Below are 20,625 nucleotides of genomic sequence, written 5' to 3'. Positions count from 1 at the left end.
CTGGCTGTGACGGTCTGGCTGTGATGGTCTAGCTGGGGCCGCCGATCGTTGCTAGCGTGGCGGCATGAACCCGTCGAAGACTCCGGCAGAGATTCTGGACATAGGCGACGCCGAAGTTCGCGTCTCCAATCCGGACAAGGTGGTTTTCCCCGAACCCGGGCTAACGAAGCTGGATTTAGTCCGCTACTACCTTTCAGTTGCGGAGGGTGCGCTGCGGGGTGCCGGCGGCCGCCCCATGGTGCTCAAGCGCTTCCCCAAGGGCATCGACGCTGAGCCGTTCTTTCAGAAACGCGTTCCCGAAAACCATCTGGAGTTCATTGATACGGCTACGCTGCACTACTCATCGGGGACCTCAGCAGAAGAAACTGTCATCCGGGACGCTGCCGGTTTGGCGTGGGTGGTGAATCTTGGCTGCCTGGACCTCAACCCCCACCCGGTACGTGCCGAGGACCTTGATCATCCCGACGAACTTCGAATCGACCTCGATCCCATGCCCGGTGTGGATTGGTCGCAAATCGTCGATGTCGCTTATGTGGCGCGCGAGGTGCTTGACGACGTCGGGCTGGTGGGGTGGCCCAAGACGAGCGGGTCCCGGGGACTGCACATTTTGGTGCGAATCGCCCCGGAGTGGTCTTACAGCGAGCTGCGGCTCGCTGCGGAGACCCTTGCCCGGGAGGTCGAGAACCGCGCACCTGGGCTCGCCACGGCACGGTGGTGGAAGGAAGAACGCGGCGAGAGCGTCTTCGTCGACTTCAACCAGAATGCGAAGGACCGGACTGTTGCCTCGGCGTACTCTGTCCGGCCCCGGCCCGATGCCCGGGTTTCTACTCCGCTGACGTGGGCCGAGTTCACGTCCGCGAGGCCCGAACAATTCACCGTCCGCTCAGTGCCCGAACGCTTCGCGGAGCTGGGCGATCCCCATGCTGGCATCGATGACGCCGTGGGGTCCCTTGAGGGTCTGCTGGCCTTGGCCAAGGAACTTGGTCCCGCCGAGAAGGCACCGCGCGCCGGCGACGGGTCAGGCCGCCGGGTTTCAACGATGCCACTCATTGAGGTGGCCCGCACCAAGACAAAGCCCCAGGCGGTGSCCGCCCTCGATGAATGGAAAGCCCGGCACGCTGACGTGGTCCCGGAGCTGCACCCGGCGGATGTACTCATCGACGGGATGCGCGGTTCGAGTTCGCTCTGGTACAGGGTCCGGGTGAACCTGCAGCACATCCCCGAAGCAAAGCGCCCGGCCCAGGAGGAGCTCATCGCCGACTACGACCCGTGGGCCGGCAAGGAATGGCCCGGCCGTCCGGCATCCTGACTACCCTTCGCCGATGTCGATGCCTGTAACCGGCGCACCCGCGCGCTCGTAGGCAAGGGCCACCGCGCCCGTCGGGAACCCCTGCGGTGGTTGCGCGAACCGGAACGCTGCCGGCACGCCGGCGCCGTCAGGGAACAACTTCTTTCCGGCTCCAAGCGTGATGGGGTAAAGGAAAAGGTTCAGCCGATCAACGACGTCGGCCTTCAGCAAGGACCGCACCAGCTCGCCGCTGCCTATGACATGGATGTCCTCGAACCGATCCTTCAGGGCAGCCACTTCCGCCACCTCGGACAACGCCGTAGTGCCCGCCCAGCCAGGGTCCGTCAGCGAGCGGGAGACGACGAACTTCGGCAGGGCGTTGAACGTACCGGCAATCGGGTCATCGGCCCGGTTGGGCCAGTATCCCGCGAAGATGTCGTAGGTTTTGCGTCCCAAGAGCAGCGCATCCATGCGGTTGATTCCCGCGACGATCGCCTGGCCCGTTTCCTCATCGGAATAGGCCGCCTGCCAGCCGCCGAATTCGAAGCCGCCCTCACGGTCCTCATCAGGTCCACCCGGGCCTTGATACACGCCATCAAGGGTGATGAACAGGTCGACGGAGAGGATTCCCATAATGTACTCCTTCGCAGGGGAGGCAACCCGGATGCCGCCTCCAACCGTACGCCGATCGGGATAACCCGGAATCGACATCATTGCGAGCCAGACTAGCGACTCCGCCGTTCAGCCTCAATGGCCCTTAAAGGCCTCGGCCAGCCACCACGCGCCACCATCGGAAGCGATCCGGGCGTCAATGACCATCGGGACATTCCGAGGACCCGCAACCCACTCCTCCACCGGGGCCAGATCCGCCACGCACCGGACTCTTACGGTGGCAGCACCGTAGCCCGCGGCGATGGAGGCGATATCTGTGGTGGGGAATCGAACCACTTCCAGGTCTTCATCATCTGCATCGAAGTGATGGACCTCGGCGCCGTACGCGGAATCGTTGTAGACAATCACCGCCATGGGAATCCGCTCACGGACCAGCGTCTCCAATTCCGAAATGGCCATGAGGAAGCCACCATCGCCAGTGCCCAGGACCGGCACGCGTTCCGGTTGGGCTTTCGCCGCGCCGATCGCAGTGGACAACCCCAGCCCAATCGACTGAAAAGCCTGCGTGAAGCAAAAGCCATACTCATCAGGAACGGACAGGTAGGCGCTTGGGTACCCCATGAAATTGCCTGAATCAACGGAAACAATCCGATTGTCGGGCAGGATCCGGTCGAGCTCGCGGCTGAGCACCCGGGGATCGATGGTCCCCGCAGCGGACAGGTCTGCCGTGTCCACCGAGTTCCAGCGCGCGTGCACAGCTATCCGATCAGCCATCTGTGGGGTACGCAGGCCAACCGCCTGGTGTCCGGCAGAACGCAGTTCATTGAGCACAGCAAGGGCTGTCTCGCTGCAATCCCCCAGTACCCCCAGATCGATGGACCGGTTTGCCCCCAGTGCCGAGTCCTCAAGGTCCACTTGCACCACTTTTGTTCCCGGGCCAATGAGCGAACCATGGCGCATCGTCCACATGTTCAGCGCACAGCCCCACCCGACGATCAAGTCCGCTTCCCGTACAGTGTCCGCGGTGAACGGTGAGGAGAATCCACCGGAAATACCGAGGTTGAATGCGTCGCCGTTGAAGAGTCCGTGAGCGACAGCGGAGGTCGCCACGAGCGCGCCTGCGGTTTCGGCGAGCGCTGCGATGTCCGGCCCTGCCTCGCGGCCTCCACGGCCAGCCACAAATACGGGCTTCTTCGCGCCTTGGATGAGTTCTGCCAGTTTGCTGACAGCCGCCCCTGAGGGCCTGATCCGCTGCCGGGGTTCCAAAGTCTCCAAGAGGCCGATTCCTACCGGCGCCTCTGCACTTTGGATGTCTGTCGGCAGGGAAAGGACCACCGTGCGGCGTTCGTTTACTGCCGTCCGGTAGGCGCGGAGGGTGTCTGCTACTGCGCTTTGCGGCGAGTGGACCCGCTCAGCCACTGCACCGACGCTTCGGGCAAGTGCATCCTGATCGATGGTGAAGTTGGACCTGACTGCGGATGCAGCCGTGTCCGCGGTTAGGACAATCATGGGGGTTCGGCTCTTCGCTGCCTCGCCGATTCCTGTTACAGCATTGGTCAGCCCACAACCCTGATGCGTGGTGACGACTCCGACCTTGCCTGACATCCTCCCGTAGGCATCAGCCATGGTGGCGGCGCCCCCTTCGTGCCTTGCTGCGGCATAGGGCACTCCCGCCCGGCGCAGTGCGTTTGTCACGACGAAATTTCCGCTGCCCACCACTCCGAAGACGTGGCCGACGCCAAGCCGGGCGAGGGTGTTCCCCACGAGTTCGGCAACATTGTCAGAGCGGGATGCGGGGGCCAGCGTGGTGCAGTCCTCCTTGAGTACCGGGCTGCCGGTGGTGACGGTCATCGTGATTCTCCTTCTTTGAGCGCGAACACGCGGGCTGGGCTTCCGGTTCCGCCAACGATTGGCAAGGGCGCAACGATGAGGGCTGCTCCGGTTGGGGGCAGTTGGTCCAGATTTTGCAATGAGGTGATTCCGTATTTGTCGTTCCCCAGCAGGAAGTGGTGGGCCGGAAATGGAGGTTCCTGTCCACCGGCGGCCCCGGCATCGATGCCAACGGTTTCCACTCCAATGCCGGACAGCGAAGACTCCTCGGCAATCCATCGGGCGCATTCGACCGTGAGCCCGGGAGAATGTGGGCCGTGCTCGTCCTTGTTCAGGAATCGTTGTCGGTCTTGGGAGCGCTTGTCCCACCCCGTTCGAATGAGGAGCCAGCCGCCGTCGGGCAGTGGTCCGTAGGTTTCCTCCCATCGGCGGATGTGGTGAAGGTCCAGGAGAAAGTCCGGGTCCGCAGTAGCCTCCTCGGTCGCATCAAGGACGATTGCCGGGCCCACGAGCCGGGCGGGTTCGATCTGGGCGACGTCTTTGCCGTCACGCCCGGTGATCCAGTGCACCGGGGCGTCCAGATGGGTGCCTATGTGTTCGCCGGTGTGGATGTTGTGATGCTTCCAGAAGGATCCGGGGTTGTTGTAGGCGGAGACCTCTTCGAGGCTGAAGTCAATGAGGTTTGCGAAGGGTTCCGGCAGTTCGAGAGTTGGAGTGTTGATCGAGAGCCTGGTGGTCAGGTCAATGACATCAATCCGGCCCGTGGCGAGGCCGGCAAGCACCTGGGCTACGCTGCCTTGGCGCACGTCAATATTGCTGGTATCCATGAGAGTTCCTTGGGGATGGGTTCGCCGTCGATGAGGGCGTTGAGGGTCCCGTGGCGGTGCGCAACAGGACTTGTGGCTGCGACATTAGCAGCACATTCATACGCACCGGAACAGCGTTTTTGTGCAAATCGCAAGGGTTACCCGGAAAGGCATAGCCCCTGGCAAAACCGGCATTCGACGTTCCCCTGAGCCCGGGGGAAACTGAAATCAGCAGCTGTAACGCCCATCACAATTGACCGTTTCGATCATGAAGCGGACAACCTGATCCGCAGAGTTTCAGCCAGGACGACACGTCGAATTGGCCGGACGATTGCCAGAGCTTTTCGCACTAAGGAGCAACAATGTCCCATCCACAGCACACCTTGCCGGGACAACGTCCCGGCGTCCGTCGGTACGTTGTTGCCTCGCTCGTGGGCAATGCGCTGGAGTGGTATGACTTCTTCCTCTACGCCACTGCATCGGCAGTCGTCTTTGGTCGGTTGTTTTTCCCCTCCGACGTCGACCCCCTGGTTGGTACCATGGCCGCCTTCGCCGGTTTCGCCGTCGGGTTTGCAGCCCGTCCTCTGGGCGGCATCATTTTCGGACACATCGGCGACAGGCTGGGGCGCAAGCGCGCATTGGTCATGACCCTGTCCATCATGGGAATCAGCACAGCCCTCATGGGCTTGCTGCCCACCTATGCGCAAGTAGGACTGTGGGCCCCTGCCTTGTTGATCCTGCTCAGGGTCATCCAGGGCATCGCGGCCGGAGGTGAGTGGGGCGGAGGTGTCCTGCTGATCAGCGAGAACTCCTCCACTACCCGCAGGGGCATGCTCTCCGCCTTCAGCCAGGGAGGAATTTCGCTTGGTTTCGTGTTGTCCTCCTTGGTCTTCTTCCTGGTCCAGTTGATGCCGGACACCCAATTCCTGGCGTGGGGCTGGCGCGTCCCGTTCCTCCTGAGCGTGGTGCTGCTGGCAGTAGGTGCCTACATCCGCTTCCGGCTACCGGAAAGCAAGGAGTTCACGGCCGCCAGCCACAGCAAGCAACACCGCCTCCCCGTGCTTGCGGCCATCAAAACCCACCCCCGCGAAATCCTCGTCGCCATGGGACTTCGTGTGGCAGAGAACGGCGGCTCGTACATTTTTCTCTCCTTCTCCATCGCCTATGGAGTTCACGTGGGCGTGGACAAGGGCCTGCTGCTGATGGCAGTGGCAGTGTCGATGCTTGTCTCGTTCGGCACCTACATCTTTTTCGGCCATCTCTCAGACAGGATTGGACGGCGTCCTGTCTACGCCCTTGGTGCAGTTGGCATGGGCGCCATGGCTTTCCCGTTCTTTTCCATGATTGATTCCAACACTCCCGCCATCGTCATTTTGGCCTTCCTCCTGGGCAATGGCCTCTGCCACGGCGCAATGATTGGAACGCAGCCGGCTTTCTTCCACGAACTGTTCTCCGCCGAGGTCCGCTATTCCGCGATGGCCATCGCCCACGAGCTCGCAGCGGTCTTTGCCGGCGGATTCGCCCCGTTGATCGCCACAGCCTTGCTTCTGCAATACGGTTCCTCCATCCCGGTATCCCTTTATGTGATTGGCCTGGTCCTGGTCACGCTCGTAGCACTGGTTTTCTCCCGCCATGGCATCAAAGCCGACCAGAAGGAAAAGGCCGGCCACGAGGCAGAAGTTCTCTCGTAGGCACCCAAAAGTTCTTCTGCTCTCCTGTCGTTCTTTAGAAAGGATGGCCATGACGGTCTCCATCATCGGGACTGGACAGTCCCCCTACACCCGGCACCCTTCAGCAGGGACAACGACGTCCCAGGTTATTGCCCGGGCTGTGAGCAAGGCATTGCATGATGCTGGCCTCCAAACCAGTGACGTGGATGGGTTTGCGGTATCCAGCTTCACGCTCGCACCCGATCACGCCATCGATCTGGCCTGGCGCATGGGCCTTCGACTCTCCTGGCTGATGCAGGACACGAACGGGGGCGCCAGCGCAGGCGGGATGCTCCAGCATGCCGTCCGTGCCATTGAAGCAGGCGACGCCAACGTCATCGTCCTGGCCGCAGGCGACCTCATGGACCAGGCCGCGTTCTCCCGTCTTGTTGCCAGTTACAACAAGGCCACTGAAGACCATCTGGCACCCCTGCCGATGAATGGACCGAATGCACTCTTTGCGATGCTCACCTCCCGCCAGATGGCGCACCTCGGACTCTGCCGTGAAGATTACGGCCGCATCGCAGTGGCGCAGCGCCAATGGGCCATGGATAACCCAGCTGCTGTCTACCGCAAATCGCTGAGCATGGACGAATACCTTAATGCCCCGATGGTTGCCACCCCCTTGGGCCGGTACGACTGTGTACCTCCCGTTACCGGGGCGGACGCCGTTGTCCTGGTGGCAGATCGGAGCATGGGAACTCCCCGCGCCAAAGTGCTTTCCGTAAAGGCCTCGTACAACTCCGACCAACAGTCCGACGACGGCTTGGCAACCGGCCTGCAAGCCTGCGCATCCAACGGCTGGGAGCAGGCCGGGATCGGTCCGAGCGACATAGGCCTCGCCTGCGTGTATGACGACTACCCGGCCATGGTGGTGGCGCAATTGGCGGATCTGGGCCTTCTTTCAGACCAGGACAACCCGGCCGACTTCATCGAACACCGTATTGCCACGCGCCTGTTGCCGGTCAACACCTCCGGAGGCCAGCTTTCGGCCGGGCAAGCTGGGGCTGCGGGCGGAATGCACGGACTTGTTGAAGCCGCCGCCCAGCTGATGGGGCGGGCTGGGGCCCGCCAGGTCACGGCACGCCACGCAGTCGTGAGCGGTTACGGGATGGTCCTTTACCGTTACGGGGCCTGCGCCACGATGTCGGTGCTGGAGGCAGCCGAATGAGCGCCGCCATCCAAGCCTGCCTTGGATGCGGGAGCCTCCTCTTTCCGGAACGCCTCATCTGTCCACGCTGCGGACAGGATGACTTTTCAACGGTCCAGGCCGAGCAGGCAGACGTTCAGCAGACAACGCAACTGGCCGACGGCACGCTTCTGGCCACGTTGACCGTCCCGAACGGGCCTCATGTCATTGCCCGCGTGACCGGCGGCACAACAGTGCCCGGTGAGAGCCTGCCGCTCACCAATAACCCAAACGCCGGCCCCGGCGTCCACGCCTTCATCCCTGTCCGCTCAAACGTAAATGAGAATCAGCCATGAACCCTCAGGTAACAGACCCAAACCTCCGTCCCTTGACCATCCCGGAAATGCTCCTTGAACGAGCCCGGAAAGCTCCTGCAGCGCCTCTGTTCCGCTGCGGTGAAATTCGTCGGGACAGCCAGATGATGGCCGATGCCGCTGCCCGCGCCGGCGGGTTGTTGCGCAGTGCCGGGATCGAGGCTGGTCAAACAGTGGCCCTGATGTCCTCCAACAGGACAGAGTTGCTGGACTTCATCCTGGGCTGCGCGTGGATCGGCGCCGTCGCTGTGCCTGTGAACACAGCGAGCAGGGGCGAACAGTTGCGGCACGTCCTGACCAACTCCCGGCCGGCACTGATGGTAGCTGAAGCTGAACTGTTGGCACATATCGCCGCAGTTGGTCCCATACCGGACCTCCAGAAGGTGTGGGTACTTGATGGTCCGACGGCGGACGTCACCACCGCTCTTGAGGTTATGCCGGTCCCTGAACCGGTTCCCGGAGTGGAACCAGTGGAAACAGGACCGGCAGATACGGCCGCCATCCTTTACACCTCCGGCACCACCGGGGTATCCAAGGGTGTGCTGTGCCCGCAAGGGCAGTTCTATTGGTGGGCCGAAAATATGTCAGACCAGCTGGGTCTGAGGCCCGATGACGTGCTCTACACCTGTTTGCCGCTCTTTCACACGAACGCCCTCAATGCCTTCATGCAGGCCGTCGCTTGCGGCGGTGAGTACGTACTCGGCCCACGGTTTTCGGCCTCGCGGTTCTGGGCAGATGCGTCCTCGGCGGGAGCGACGGTGACCTACCTTCTCGGCGCCATGGTCGGAATACTCGCTGGCAAGGAGCCGGGACCGGGTGATCGGAAGCACCACATTCGCCTAGCCCTTTCCCCGGCCACGCCTGCACAGCTGGTCGAACCCTTCCAGGAGCGGTTCGGAGTGCTCCTCCTGGACGGCTACGGATCCACCGAGACGAACTCGGTGATCGGGTCCACGCCCCATCAGTGGCGCCCAGGGTACGTTGGCCGGGTGCGGCCCGGATTTTCCATCCGGGTTGTGGACGCCCATGGAGTGCCCGTTCCCAACGGGCAGCCGGGTGAGCTGCTCATCCGCAGTGACCAGCCCCATGCACTGGCCACGGGTTACCATGCAATGCCTGAAGCGACAACGAAGGCGTGGCAGGATCTCTGGTTCCATTCCGGGGACAGGGTTGTCCTGGAAGAGGACGGGTGGGTCCGGTTTGTTGACCGGATCAAGGATGTCATCCGGCGCCGCGGGGAAAACATCTCCTCAGTGGAGGTTGAGCAGGTTCTGCGGCAGCATCCCGCCGTCCAGGAAGCTGCCGTGTACGCAGTGGATTCCGAACTCGGTGAAGATGAGGTGATGGCCGCACTGGTCCTCCGTGAGCCTGTCGATTTTGCCGAGTTGTGCCAGTTCTGTGTTCCCCGGCTCGCTTCCTTCGCTATCCCCCGCTTCCTGCGGGTGGTGGATGAACTGCCCCAGACCGAGAACGGCAAAGTGCGCAAGCAGGTGCTTAAAGCCGCTGGTAGGGAGGCAGCGCAGTGGGACAGGGATGTCGCCTCCCCGCGCCGGGCGACTGCTGTTGCTGCCCGCTGATTGATCACGGCCCGCTGTCGGTGCAGCAGCCCGCAGGAGCAGGACCCGTAGGATGAAGACATGGACCTGCGGGCGCTGCTGACAACCCACGTAAAGCTGCGCCACCTTGTTATTGTGCTCACCGTCGCGGAGCAAGGCAGCCTTGTCCGGGCCGCCGAAGAACTCTATCTGACACAGCCGGCGTTGAGCCGGGCTTTACGGGAAGCCGAGCATGCCATCGGCGCGCCTCTTTTCGAGAGAACAGCGCGTGGGATGGTGCCTACGTTGGCCGGGGAGGCATGCCTTGAGCATGCAAAGGCGATCGTCGGCCATCTCAGCACCTTGCGGCGACGGGTGGACGAACTGGCCGATCCGGCGTCGGGCCTTGTCAAGGTGGGCGCCCATGTCACCGGGGCCAATCTCCTGTTGCCGCGGGCGGTCGCCCGGCTCACCGCCGAAAAGCCACGGGTGGAAGTTCGACTGCGCGAAGCACCTCCCGAAACGCTGATCCAGGAACTGGGTAACGGCGACCTGGACCTGTTGGTAGGCCGGGTGACCGACCATCCCAGTACCGCCCGGCTGCGGCTCGTCCCGCTGTATCGCGAGGACTTTCGCATCGTTGCCGCTCCGTGGCACCCCGCCCACGCCATGCCCGAAGTCTCCCTGCAGGACCTGGCAGCTTACCGATGGGTGGTACCACTTGCCAACACGCCCCTTCGGGATGAGCTCGAACAGAACTTCCGGAATGCTGGACTGGCCCCACCTGCACAACAGGTTGAATCCGGTGCTCCGGCCACCGTGCGTACGCTCGTGGTGGAGGCCGGGTTCCTGGCCCTCATGCCGGAGTCCATGGCCTTGGCTGAACCGGATGTAAAGATCCTCAGCCTTCATCTGAACGGACTGGCTCAACAAGTGGGCCTGTTGCTCCATCCAGATAGGCCCTTGGCCCCCAGTGCAGCACTCCTGGCAGAAAAGCTCAGGGAAGTCGGAGACGAGATGGCGCGCGACCTTGCCGAACGAGCGTTGCCTTCCTCCGACGCCGCCAGAGAAGGCTGAGCGAGACCAGCAACAAGCCCTTGTTCATTGTCAACAATTGACGATATTGTTGTTGCATCCGTCTGCGAAAGGCAGCCACCATGCGACAACGTCGTCGTGTATCGCCCTGGAAGCTATCCAAGCCGGGGAAGGTTCTGACGCCATGCTGAGCTTCAGCGTCATCATCGCCGCGGCACTGGTGACCAGCTTCAGTGCAGTCTCGCTCATGCCACGGTCCACTCCAGGAGCGCTGCGGCGTTCCAGGGACGGCTTCCTCTTGCAGCTCGGCGCGGGAATCCTCGCGCTGGCGTCCGTCGTGCTTGCCGTCAACATCCAGCTGGGCGCGTTCCCGTGACAGAAACGCCGCCTCGTACTTTCCCTCGCTGGATTGGGGCGCGGCGTTAGTTGGCGCAAAACGGCCATAAGTCAGCGAAGAACGGATAGTCCAGTCAGCCTGCGATCCGCAGAATTGTGGAACGTTCGCAACACTGACTGGAGGTGGCACACGATGTTGACTGAAAGCATCCAACAGCAACCGTTTGTAGCAAAAGACCTGGAAGCCTGTGAGGTCCCTCCGGACCTGAGGTCCGTCATGCGGCATTGGCCCTCCGGAGTCAGCGTCGTGACAACGGCGGCGGGTGGTCGACGGGCCGGCATGGTCATGAACAGCTTCGCGTCCGTCTCCCTGGACCCGGCCCTTGTCTCATGGTGTGTGGACAAAGCATCGTCCAGCATTGAGACCTGGATGGCGACAGATAACTTCTCCATCCACGTTTTGGGGAAGGATCTTGGGCACTACGTCCCCCGCTTCGCCCAGCGCGGCAAGGACAAGTTTGAAGGTCTCACTCCCCTTGTGGGATATACCGGCGCGCCTGCGTTGCCGGACGTAGGGCTGCGACTCGACTGCCGGCTATGGGCCCGCTATGAGGGCGGCGACCACATGATCCTGGTCGGCCAAGTGGACCACATAACGCAACCGGAGTCGTTCGATCCCCTGCTCTTTCAGCACTTGCGGAAACCGTAGAACAGCGCCTGACGGCTCATGACATCACCAACACTTTGACAGGACCAGAAAGAGGAATCATGCATCCCATGAACAGAAAAGACCACTTCAAGCTCGGACTATTCTCGGCAAATTGTTCCGGAGGATTGGCCGTCACAACGATTCCCGAAAGATGGGGAGCAACGTGGGAGGAAAACCTTCGGATGGCCCGCATAGCCGACCAAGCAGGAATTGATTTCCTGCTGCCCATTGCGAGATGGATCGGTTACAAGGGCGATACGAATTTTCATGGTTCAGTACTCGAGCCCATTCCATGGGCCGCCGCGCTCCTGGCCGCCACCGAAAGGATTTCTGTCTTTTCAACGGTTCACACAGCGTTCAACCATCCACTGGTGACGGCGAAGCAGATCGCCACCCTTGATGCGATCGGTGGCGGCCGTGCTGGACTGAATATCGTGGCCGGCTGGAATCAGCCCGAGTACGAAACCATGGGCGTAGATATGGCGGAGGCCCATGATGATCGCTACGGTTTCGCCCAGGAGTGGTGGGAGGTGGTGCGCCGAGCATGGCAAGAGGAAGGAATCTTTGATTTCGATGGGAAATTCTTCTCGCTCAAGCATGTTGAGGCATTGCCCAAGCCCGCCGGTGGAAAGGTTCCCATTCTCAATGCGGGTTCCTCCACGCAAGGCAGGAACTTCGCTGGCAGGAATTCGGATTTCGTCTTCACAGTGGTCGGCGGACCCGAGGACGGGTCGGAAATTGTCCGTTCCGTGAAAAGCCAGGCGATGGCGAATTACCAGCGTGAGGTGGGTGTTCTGACGCTTAGCCATGTGGTGTGCCGGCCGAGCCAGCAGGAGGCAACGGACTATCTCGCGTATTACGCAGAAGAGAATGCCGATTGGGGTGCGGTGGACTACCTGATGAATCTGCAGGGTCTGCACGCGGAGTCCTTCACCAAGGAAATGTTGGGGACCATGCGATCCCGTTTTGCCGCGGGCCATGGCTCCTGCCCGCTCGTGGGCACACCCGATGAAGTGGCCGCTGAAATTGCCCGCTTCGCCAAGGCCGGTTTTGACGGGATGACACTTGCCTTTGTGGACTACGCGGGCGAGCTTGAGTACTTCGTCCAGGAGGTACTCCCGCGCTTGGAGAAGCTGGGCGTTCGCGAACCGGCACTTGCCAATGTATAGAAGCAATGACTATCGTCAAGCACACGCTATATGCCTTTGACGATGTTCGAGGAGCAGCTGGCGCGACCGGGATCAAGATCCCTTTCAGGGAAAGGTCATTACATGGACTCAGCTGGGGCGTTAGACGCTGTTTCATGTCAGTTGCCTGCGGACAGACCCCTTGAGGCACATGCTCTAACCCGCAGCACCTCGGCAGCAGTTGTCCGGGACTCTGTCAACAGCCTGACGTCGGATGAGCATCTGCTGGTTCCGCATCAGGGACGCGGAATCGACGGGACGGTCAACGGTCTGGTGGCGGGCGCCATTAGCCTGGTTTTTGTCTCGTACGGCACTGGGGTCACGATTGTCAGTCCGCCTTCGGGCCGTAGGGCGCTGCTTGTCATCCCGAGGGGTCCGATGCTCGTGGAATCCTGCGGCAACCAGTGGGTGGCGAACACTCCGTTCGCTTTGAGCTCCCATCATCAGACCAAGATGGTTCCGGATCCACTGCGCGGAGCCCTGGTTGGCGGCGTCGACGCCGATGTGCTGGAAAACTATTTGGCGGCTACGTCGAATAGGGTGCTGGTCAAGCCCATTTCCCTTGCCAGCGACGTTCCCTTACAGCTCAGCAATCCAAACATGGTTTCGCAAACCTGGTTGGAAGCCTGCCGCCAGCTGGACCAGGGCCTCGCAGGAGAATCTGTCACGTGGCTTGAGAATATCCTTCTTGCCACAATGTCCGCCGGGCTTGCTCCTTTCCTGGAGCCGGCTTTCGCCCCCTTGCCTGGCAACAAGGGGGCTCCGGCGTACGTTGAGTCAGCCTGCAATTACCTGGAGCAGAACCTGGGAGCAAACATCCGGATTGATGATGTGGCCTCCGCCGTCGGTATCAGTACAAGGCAGCTGCATAATGCCTTTCAGGCACACATCGGCCAGAGCCCCGCACACGTACTGAGAGACATGAGGCTGGCGCGTGCACGCCGGATGTTGGAGGGACAGGCCGGTCCAGTCGCGGCCACGGTGGCCGAAGCCGCCTTCGACGCCGGGTTCTCCCACCTTGGGCGGTTTGCCGCGTACTACAGCGAAAAGTACAAGGAATCCCCGTCAGTTACGCTCCAAAGATTGCGGGGGCGTCCATTGGCAACAGGCCTCTGAACCGCCGCAGCGGGTTGGTGAAGTGAGTCATTGAGGACCCTCTCACGCTGGCACTTGAGCGAGCTTAGCGGCGAAGGCTCTCTGATGGCAGCTCGCCGAACGTGTCGAGGTAGAGGGCAGAGAAGCGCCCTTGATGGGAGAAGCCGCAGCGCTCAGCGATCGAAACAATGGTTTCCTGTCCGGGGGCAGCAGCAAGAAGCAATTCCCGGGCCCGGTCCAGGCGCACCCTCCTCAACAATTCCGACGGTGTTGCCCCCACTTCGGAGCGAAGAGCCAGTTGCAGGGTACGAACCGACACTCCCAGATTCTCCGCGATGTCTGGAACCGCCAGCTCCTCAGAGGCGTGCCGTTCCAGCAGTTCCCGGAATTGTCGTATCAACCGGCTTTCGGAAGCCGGACTGGAGCGGTCAGCCTTGGTCACAGGATTCATCGCCAGGAGCAGCCGTGAAACCATCGTGTCCGCGAGAAGCTTCTGGACGAAGCTTGGAGCCGTCCTTTGCTCCTGGCTGATCATGTCGTCGTGGAGTTCGACGACAGACCTCAGGAATGCCCGGCCGGCAGAGCCGGTGAGGTCCATCGCGTAGCCAAGTTTCACGCTCTTCTCCCGATCGCCGCTGCCGGGATCACGACCGTGCGGATCCTCGCCATAGAGTTGCGCCGCTACGGAAGCAAGGGCGAGGCGGCTCACGTAAACAATCAAATGCGGGGTTCCGCGATCCCACGTCATGGTGAAGGGGCGGTCGATCGGCGGTACTGTCGCGGTTTTGGGGCTGGACTCCACGGAGGATGAGCCCACTTCCATGTGTGCGCGGCCCGCGAGGGGAATCTGGATCAGATGGAAGTTCTCCAGGCCTTCCGGACTGATCCTGACGTCCGCACCATAGTCCAGGAATTCGATGCCAACATCACCGCGGTGCAACGAGCGCAGCTTCATGTCCACTGACGTCCCCCGGGTCTGCGGAACGAGATCGTGACCGCAGAACAAATCGGCGATTTTCTGGTGCGCATCATCCACGTCGGTCGTGGTCACTGTGGGGAGGCCCCTGAGGACGTCACGGGGAAGGATCCTCACCATTGCGCGTTCCTTCCCCGGTTTTCGTTTTTCGGATGAGCCCTGCGCCAAGCGGATAGACCCGTTTTTCGCCTGTGAATAGAGTCGCTCTTAGAACAAGTATGACGCACGTCATAGAAACGCAGCAACGAAACCCGACGGAAGGGGTGAGCAGAGATGAAGAACGTCAAGCTGGTCCATGACCGCCGAATCGAGTGGGAACGGACTCATCCGAAGCCCGCGCCCGGGCCCACCGTCAAGTAGGCACGACTTCCCACCCCATGGATTCACTACGAAAGGTTTGGCCATGTCAGCACTCTCGGGCAGGACCGCAGTCGTCACAGGCGGCGTCACCAAGATCGGCCAAGGCGTCGCGAAGGCGCTGCGCGATGCCGGTGCCACCGTTGTGGTCGCCGACATCGACGCCGACGGCGGCGCCGAGCTCCACACGCTGGGAAGTGACATCAGCTTTTCCCTCACTGACATCACAGATGACGCAGCGGTGGCGCGGCTCATGGACGATACGGCAGCATCCCACGGAGGCATCGACATCCTCGTCAACCTGGCCTGCACCTACAAGGACGACGGTGCGGCTTCGGACAGGAACGATTGGCTTCAGGCACTGAACGTCAACGTGGTGAGCGCCGTCATGGCAAGCAACGCGGCGCGCCCCTACCTGAAGGCATCCCGGCACGGAGCCATCGTCAACTTCACCTCGATTTCGAGTTCCGTTGCCCAGACAGGCCGCTGGCTCTACCCCGCGGGCAAGGCCGCACTGGTCCAGCTGACCCGGAGCATGGCAGTAGATCTCGCCGACGACGGCATCCGCGTCAATTCGGTCAGCCCTGGATGGGTGTGGAGCAACATCATGGACACCCTGTCCGGCGGCGACATAGACAAAACGGACTCGGTGGCAGCCCCGTTCCACGCGCTGAAGCGGGTGGGACGGCCAGAGGAGATCGGAGCCGTGGTCGCCTTCCTCGCCAGCGACGCTGCCAGCTTCGTCACAGGAGCTGATTGGGCCGTCGACGGCGGCTACTCCGCTTTGGGGCCCGAACGCGCCGAAGAAGCCATCCCACTACTCGCCGCCGAAAAGAGGTGACGACACATGAATGACATCAAGCTCGTACACATTGGTCTCCCCGGCTGGGAACAAACCCATCCCGAGCCAACGCCGAGGCCAGGCCAAATATCCTCCCCCATCATTTACGGATGCAGAGACAGCAGAAAGACAAGGTCAACACTATGACACAGCGCCACATCACCATCGTCGGAGCAGGGCAATCGGGCCTGCAACTTGGCATCGGTTTGCTTAAGGCCGGTTTTGCGGTCACCACGATCTCCAACCGCACGGCCGAAGAAATCCATGAGGGAAAAGTCTCCTCCAGCCAGTGCATCTTCCACGATGCCCTTGAGCACGAGAGGGCGCTCGGCCTGGACTTCTGGCCTGACGCTCCCACCGTGGACGGAATATCGTTTACGATCCCCCATCCTGAGGTTGCTGGTGAGAGGGCCATCAGCTGGGCCTCCCGCCTGGATAACCCGGCCAAGTCCATTGACCAGCGGGTCAAATTCCCGAGGTTCATGGAAGAGTTCGTGGCGCAGGACGGCGAGCTCGTGTTCGAGGACGCCGGTGTTGATGAACTCGAGCGGTACTCCCTGAACTCCGATCTGGTGATTGTGGCTGCCGGCAAGGGAGAAATTGCGCAGCTCTTCACGCGGGATGCGCAGCGCAGCGCCTATGACGCACCGCAACGCGCTTTGGCGTTGACGTACGTCACGGGAATGGAGCCCAGGGCAGAACACTCGGCCGTTTCCTTCAACTTGATTCCAGGGGTGGGCGAGTATTTTGCTTTCCCGGCGCTCACCACCACCGGTCCTTGCGAAATCATGGTTTTTGAGGGCATCCCGGGCGGACCCATGGATTGCTGGAAAGGCCTGACTCCCGGGGAACACCTGGAGACGTCCAAAAACATCCTGATGCAGTACTTGCCGTGGGAAGCCAGCCGGGCAGCCGACGTCGAGCTGACCGATCCCAACGGGTTCCTGCAGGGCCGGTTCGCGCCCACTGTCCGCCATCCCATCGCCACGCTTCCCAGCGGCAAGAAGGTCCTGGGACTCGCCGACGTCGTGGTGCTGAACGACCCCATCACTGGCCAGGGCTCCAACAACGCCAGCAAATGCGCGGCTTCCTACTTGCAGAGCATCGCGGCGCACGGCGAAGGTGCCTTCGACGTAGCGTTCATGCAAGCCACTTTCGAAACGTATTGGAACTATGCACAGCACGTAGCACAGTGGACGAACGCGCTGCTGGCTCCGCCGCCCCCGCATGTCCTTTCGCTTCTGGGAGCGGCCGGTCAGTCGGCCGAGATCGCGCACCGGTTCGCCAACGGATTCAACAACCCGCCGGACTTCCAGGAATGGTTCATGGATCCGGATAAGGCCGCTGCATATCTTGCAAGCGTGGGCTCCGCCGTACCCGCGACCTGACAGTCGCTCCACTACTCCTGGCAACAACGTTCCTCGAAGGAAAACCAGACATGCGAAAAATCGCAATCATCGGAGCCGGCGAATCCGGCGCCCAACTGGCCTTGGGCCTGCAGCGGGAGGGGTATGAAGTCACCCTGTTCTCGGACCGTTCGGCTGCTCAAATCCGTACCGGCAAGGTCATGTCCAGCCAATGCATGTTCCCCACCGCGCTGGCCGCCGAAGCGCAGCTAAGTTCAGCTCTCACCAACCTCTATGACGATGAAGTCGTGCCGGGGATCAGTGCCATCCGATTGCGTGTGGAAGGCGAATCCGGCTCAGGCGCCATCGAGTGGGAGGCGCCCCTTGAGGGGACCGCCCGCTCCGTGGATCAGCGGATCAAGAGTGCGGCCTGGATCGAGACCTTTGTGGCTGGCGGCGGCGATTTCCGTATAGAGAAAGTCACGCCGCGCATGCTGGAGGAGCTCGCTCGGGTCTACGAGCTGGCGATCGTTAGCACCGGAAAGGGCGAGATCGCCCAGATCTTCCCCAAGGACAGGTCCAAGTCGCCGTTCGACCGGCCACAAAGAGTGCTCGCCCTGAATTATGTCTCACTCGATACGGTCTCAACCGACACAGCCGTCACCGACCCGGCCGATCAGCCCACTGACAGCATTCGCATGTCCGTAGTCCCCGGTGTCGGGGAATTCTTCACCTTTCCGGGACTCACCGTGTCCGGGTCCTGCCAGATGATGGTCTTCGAAGGCGTCGTCGGCGGTCCAATGGATAGGTGGACCGATGTTACAAGTCCGGAGGAACAGCTGAGCCGATCACTGGAAATCCTGGAAGAGCATTTCCCCCACGAGGCGAAGAACTTCGCCAACGCAACGCTGACCGATGAGGGCGCAACACTCCTGGGCCGGATTACCCCGACCGTTCGCTCGGCAGTCGGTGACCTGGGCAATGGCAGCCTCGTCTTCGGCCTGGGCGATGCCGTGCTGCTCAACGATCCCCTCACCGGGCAGGGGTCCAACAACGCGACGCTGGCCGCCAAGTACTACCTGGATTCCATCATCCGGCGGGGGCAGCAGCCTTTCGACAAGCAGTGGATGGAACGCACCTTCGACGAGTTCTGGCGGGGCTGGGGCCAGTGGGCGGTGGCGTGGACAAATGACATGCTCAAACCCCGGCGGGAACACCAGCAGGCCGTCCTGGCCGAAGCCGCAGATCACCCGGCTCTGGCCGCAAGCATCGCTGGAGGATTCGATGATCCCCGCACGTTCTACCCATGGTGGTTCGATCCCGCAGCTGCCGCCGAGTTCGTGCAGGCACGCAAGGACGAAGATTCGTCAGCCTTTGACTTGAGGGACTTCCGCGGCGCCCTCGGACAATTCGCCACGGGCGTCACGGTGGTCACCACCCTCGGAGTCGACGGGCGGAAGGTGGGCATGACCGCCAACTCCTTCACGTCCGTTTCCATGGAACCTCCGCTGGTGTTGTGGTGCCCCAGCAAGCGGGCTCCCAGCCTGGTGGACTTCGAGGACGCCACGCACTTCGCCATCAACATCCTTGCCAGCGACCAGCACGTCCTCTCGCGCCAGTTCGCAACGCCGGCAACAGACAAATTCGCCGGCGCGGAAACCACCGAGGGAATCGCCGGAATTCCATTGCTGGACGGCGCAGTTGCCACGTTCCAGTGCAGGACCGTCTCACGACACGATGCCGGCGACCACGTCATCTACGTAGGCGAGGTGGAGAAGTACGAGAATGCTGGAGGGGAACCCCTCCTGTTCCACAGCGGCAAGTACCACGCCGCGACCAACCACCCGGATTTCTGAGATGACGGTGCCCTCCATGACACACTCGACCGATATTGCCATCATTGGTTCGGGGATCAACTCCCTGGTAGCCGCAGCGGAGCTTGCCATGGCCGGGAAGAAAGTCTGTCTCATTGAACGGGCGGGCAGGCTGGGCGGCTTCATCCATTCAGGGGAACGCACGCTCCCCGGGTTCATCCACGATTCCTTCTCTTCCTGGCACCCGCTGTTCGTTTCCGGGGGCGCTTACCAGGCTTTGGGAAGCGGGCTGCATGCGAGGGGATTGGAATACTGCAATTCCGACGGCGCGGTGACGGCCAGCGTGGCAGCCGATCCAAAGACAGGGCAACACAGGGTGGTCGTGGCCCATCGCGACCCGGCACTCACTGCTTCGGCTTTGCAGGAGAACGGAGACGAAGGCGCCTACCTGGCCATGCTGGAGGATCTCGGCCGCAACGCAGGGACCATTTTCGGTGCATTCGGTGCTGAACTCCGCTCCTTCAGGGAGGTGCTGACGATCGCCGCCGGCGCTTTGAGGCGAGGAAAGGTCAAGGGTACCGAGGCTTTCATTCGCGATTCGGTGATGAGTGGCCGCAACTACGTCCGCAGCCGCTTCAACGGATGGCAAACCGACCAGCTGTGGTCCCCTTGGCTCCTTCACGCCGGCCTCGGCCCCGACCAGGCGACCGGCGGCGTCATGCTTCCGGTCATGGCCTTGAGCATGCACAGCTTTGGCCTCCCGGTAGTGAAAGGCGGAGCCGGGAACTTCGTCGCTGCTTTTGAGACCCTCCTGAGGGATAAAGGCGTCCGGATCATGCTGGACACAGAAGCCGAGGAAATCGTGGTCGATTCCAAAGGTGCAACGGGAGTGCAAACATCCAACGGGCTGGTCGGCGCACGGACCGTCCTGGCAAACGTGTCACCCCGGGCCCTGTATTCCAGACTGTTGCGCCAGCCACCAGCCGGGTTGGCCGAAGCCGCCGCGCGTTACCAGAACGGTCGCGGAGCCATGCAGATCCACCTGGCCCTGGACAAACCGGTCCAATGGCTCGATCCCCGGTTGGATTCCGTGCCCCTGGTTCACTTGAGTAACGGTTCGGACAGTACTGCAATTGCTTGCGCCCAAGCGGAGGCGGGGCTGTTGCCCACGGAACCTACCGTCGTCGTCGGTCAACAGTGCGTGCTGGATCCTTCCAGAGCCCCAGCAGGCAAAGCGACACTATGGCTGCAGTTACAGGAAGTGCCCTTCTCACCCGTGGCGGATGCCGCAGGGGCGCTCGCCGTTGACGGCGGCTGGACACAGGAACTCAAGGAACAGTACATGGAACGCGTCCTGACCAGGCTCGAACAATTCGCGCCGGGCACCAAGGCGTCCGTCCTGGCCTGGGACATCGTGGCACCAACCGATCTGGCCGCGGAAAACCCCAATGCCGTCAACGGCGATCCCTATGGCGGATCCGCGGAACTCTTCCAAAACCTCCTCTGGCGGCCCTTTCCCCAGGCCGCAAACCACAAAACCCCCATCAAGGGCTTGTGGCACATCGGCGCGTCCACCCACCCCGGCCCCGGGCTATCCGGCGGATCGGGGCATCTAGTTGCCCAGAAACTGAAATGAACCCACACAT

At 61.9% G+C, this 20,625-nt stretch carries 18 protein-coding genes; 14 read left to right on the top strand and 4 right to left on the bottom strand.

Going from position 1 to position 20,625, the window contains the following annotated elements; all coding sequences use genetic code 11:
• Positions 1-64 precede the first annotated feature (64 nt).
• The gene (gene ligD / locus AC1DCM_RS03205; protein ID WP_477517260.1) at positions 65-1,309 is read left to right on the top strand and encodes a non-homologous end-joining DNA ligase; all 1,245 of its coding nucleotides are present in this window, start codon (positions 65-67) and stop codon (positions 1,307-1,309) included.
• Here the strand turns inward: ligD and AC1DCM_RS03200 are convergent, their stop codons facing one another.
• The 3 genes from AC1DCM_RS03200 to AC1DCM_RS03190 all read right to left on the bottom strand — a co-directional run bounded on the left by AC1DCM_RS03200 (position 1,310) and on the right by AC1DCM_RS03190 (position 4,557).
• Positions 1,310-1,921 (bottom strand): dihydrofolate reductase family protein, encoded by a 612-nt coding sequence (locus AC1DCM_RS03200; protein ID WP_442015553.1) that lies wholly within the window; start codon positions 1,919-1,921, stop codon positions 1,310-1,312.
• A 114-nt stretch (positions 1,922-2,035) separates the two neighbouring features.
• Entirely contained in the window at positions 2,036-3,751 is a 1,716-nt protein-coding gene (locus AC1DCM_RS03195) for a thiamine pyrophosphate-binding protein (protein WP_442015554.1), read from the bottom strand.
• Positions 3,748-4,557, bottom strand: a complete 810-nt coding sequence (locus tag AC1DCM_RS03190) for a cyclase family protein (protein ID WP_442015555.1) — start codon at positions 4,555-4,557, stop codon at positions 3,748-3,750. Before AC1DCM_RS03190 ends, AC1DCM_RS03195 begins: the two co-directional genes overlap by 4 nt.
• A 341-nt stretch (positions 4,558-4,898) precedes the next feature.
• Between AC1DCM_RS03190 and AC1DCM_RS03185 the strand changes: the two genes are divergently transcribed.
• The 9 genes from AC1DCM_RS03185 (at position 4,899) to AC1DCM_RS03145 (ending at position 13,666) form a co-directional block, all read left to right on the top strand.
• Positions 4,899-6,227: an MFS transporter gene (locus tag AC1DCM_RS03185; protein ID WP_477517259.1), complete on the top strand. Its 1,329-nt coding sequence runs from the start codon at positions 4,899-4,901 to the stop codon at positions 6,225-6,227.
• Positions 6,228-6,276: 49 nt separating this feature from the next.
• On the top strand, positions 6,277-7,416 hold the full coding sequence (locus AC1DCM_RS03180) for a thiolase family protein (RefSeq protein ID WP_477517258.1): 1,140 nt from the start codon (positions 6,277-6,279) through the stop codon (positions 7,414-7,416).
• Positions 7,413-7,730 (top strand): zinc ribbon domain-containing protein, encoded by a 318-nt coding sequence (locus tag AC1DCM_RS03175; RefSeq protein WP_477517257.1) that lies wholly within the window; start codon positions 7,413-7,415, stop codon positions 7,728-7,730. The genes AC1DCM_RS03180 and AC1DCM_RS03175 overlap by 4 nt, the downstream gene beginning before the upstream one ends.
• Positions 7,727-9,325, top strand: a complete 1,599-nt coding sequence (locus tag AC1DCM_RS03170; protein ID WP_477517256.1) for an ATP-dependent acyl-CoA ligase — start codon at positions 7,727-7,729, stop codon at positions 9,323-9,325. Before AC1DCM_RS03175 ends, AC1DCM_RS03170 begins: the two co-directional genes overlap by 4 nt.
• 60 nt (positions 9,326-9,385) lie before the next feature.
• Positions 9,386-10,360 carry a LysR substrate-binding domain-containing protein gene (locus AC1DCM_RS03165; protein ID WP_477517255.1) on the top strand — a complete coding sequence of 325 codons (975 nt, stop codon included), beginning with the start codon at positions 9,386-9,388 and terminating at the stop codon, positions 10,358-10,360.
• Between the two features lie 142 nt (positions 10,361-10,502).
• Positions 10,503-10,694: a hypothetical protein gene (locus AC1DCM_RS03160; RefSeq protein WP_477517254.1), complete on the top strand. Its 192-nt coding sequence runs from the start codon at positions 10,503-10,505 to the stop codon at positions 10,692-10,694.
• Between the two features lie 153 nt (positions 10,695-10,847).
• Positions 10,848-11,363: a flavin reductase family protein gene (locus AC1DCM_RS03155; protein ID WP_477517253.1), complete on the top strand. Its 516-nt coding sequence runs from the start codon at positions 10,848-10,850 to the stop codon at positions 11,361-11,363.
• A gap of 68 nt (positions 11,364-11,431) precedes the next feature.
• A complete protein-coding gene (locus AC1DCM_RS03150) occupies positions 11,432-12,532 on the top strand; it encodes an LLM class flavin-dependent oxidoreductase (RefSeq protein WP_477517252.1) in 1,101 nt (366 codons plus the stop codon).
• Positions 12,533-12,634: 102 nt separating this feature from the next.
• Complete coding sequence (locus AC1DCM_RS03145) at positions 12,635-13,666, top strand: AraC family transcriptional regulator (protein ID WP_477517251.1); 1,032 nt, start codon at positions 12,635-12,637, stop codon at positions 13,664-13,666.
• 64 nt (positions 13,667-13,730) lie between these two features.
• Here the strand turns inward: AC1DCM_RS03145 and AC1DCM_RS03140 are convergent, their stop codons facing one another.
• Complete coding sequence (locus tag AC1DCM_RS03140) at positions 13,731-14,741, bottom strand: AraC family transcriptional regulator (protein WP_477517250.1); 1,011 nt, start codon at positions 14,739-14,741, stop codon at positions 13,731-13,733.
• Positions 14,742-15,024: 283 nt separating this feature from the next.
• Here AC1DCM_RS03140 and AC1DCM_RS03135 point away from each other — a divergent pair, with 283 nt between their 5' ends.
• From AC1DCM_RS03135 to AC1DCM_RS03120, 4 genes are all read left to right on the top strand, one after another.
• A complete protein-coding gene (locus AC1DCM_RS03135) occupies positions 15,025-15,819 on the top strand; it encodes an SDR family oxidoreductase (protein WP_442006541.1) in 795 nt (264 codons plus the stop codon).
• 143 nt (positions 15,820-15,962) lie between these two features.
• Positions 15,963-17,207, top strand: coding sequence for a styrene monooxygenase/indole monooxygenase family protein (locus AC1DCM_RS03130; RefSeq protein WP_477517249.1), 1,245 nt, complete (start codon positions 15,963-15,965; stop codon positions 17,205-17,207).
• A 50-nt stretch (positions 17,208-17,257) separates the two neighbouring features.
• A complete protein-coding gene (locus tag AC1DCM_RS03125) occupies positions 17,258-19,021 on the top strand; it encodes a flavin reductase (RefSeq protein ID WP_477517248.1) in 1,764 nt (587 codons plus the stop codon).
• A 16-nt stretch (positions 19,022-19,037) separates the two neighbouring features.
• The gene (locus tag AC1DCM_RS03120; RefSeq protein ID WP_477517247.1) at positions 19,038-20,615 is read left to right on the top strand and encodes a phytoene desaturase family protein; all 1,578 of its coding nucleotides are present in this window, start codon (positions 19,038-19,040) and stop codon (positions 20,613-20,615) included.
• The last annotated feature ends 10 nt before the right edge of the window (positions 20,616-20,625 follow it).

It is taken from the genome of Paenarthrobacter sp. 10N417 (assembly GCF_056394745.1).
This window is presented reverse-complemented; position numbering and strand designations above follow the sequence as displayed.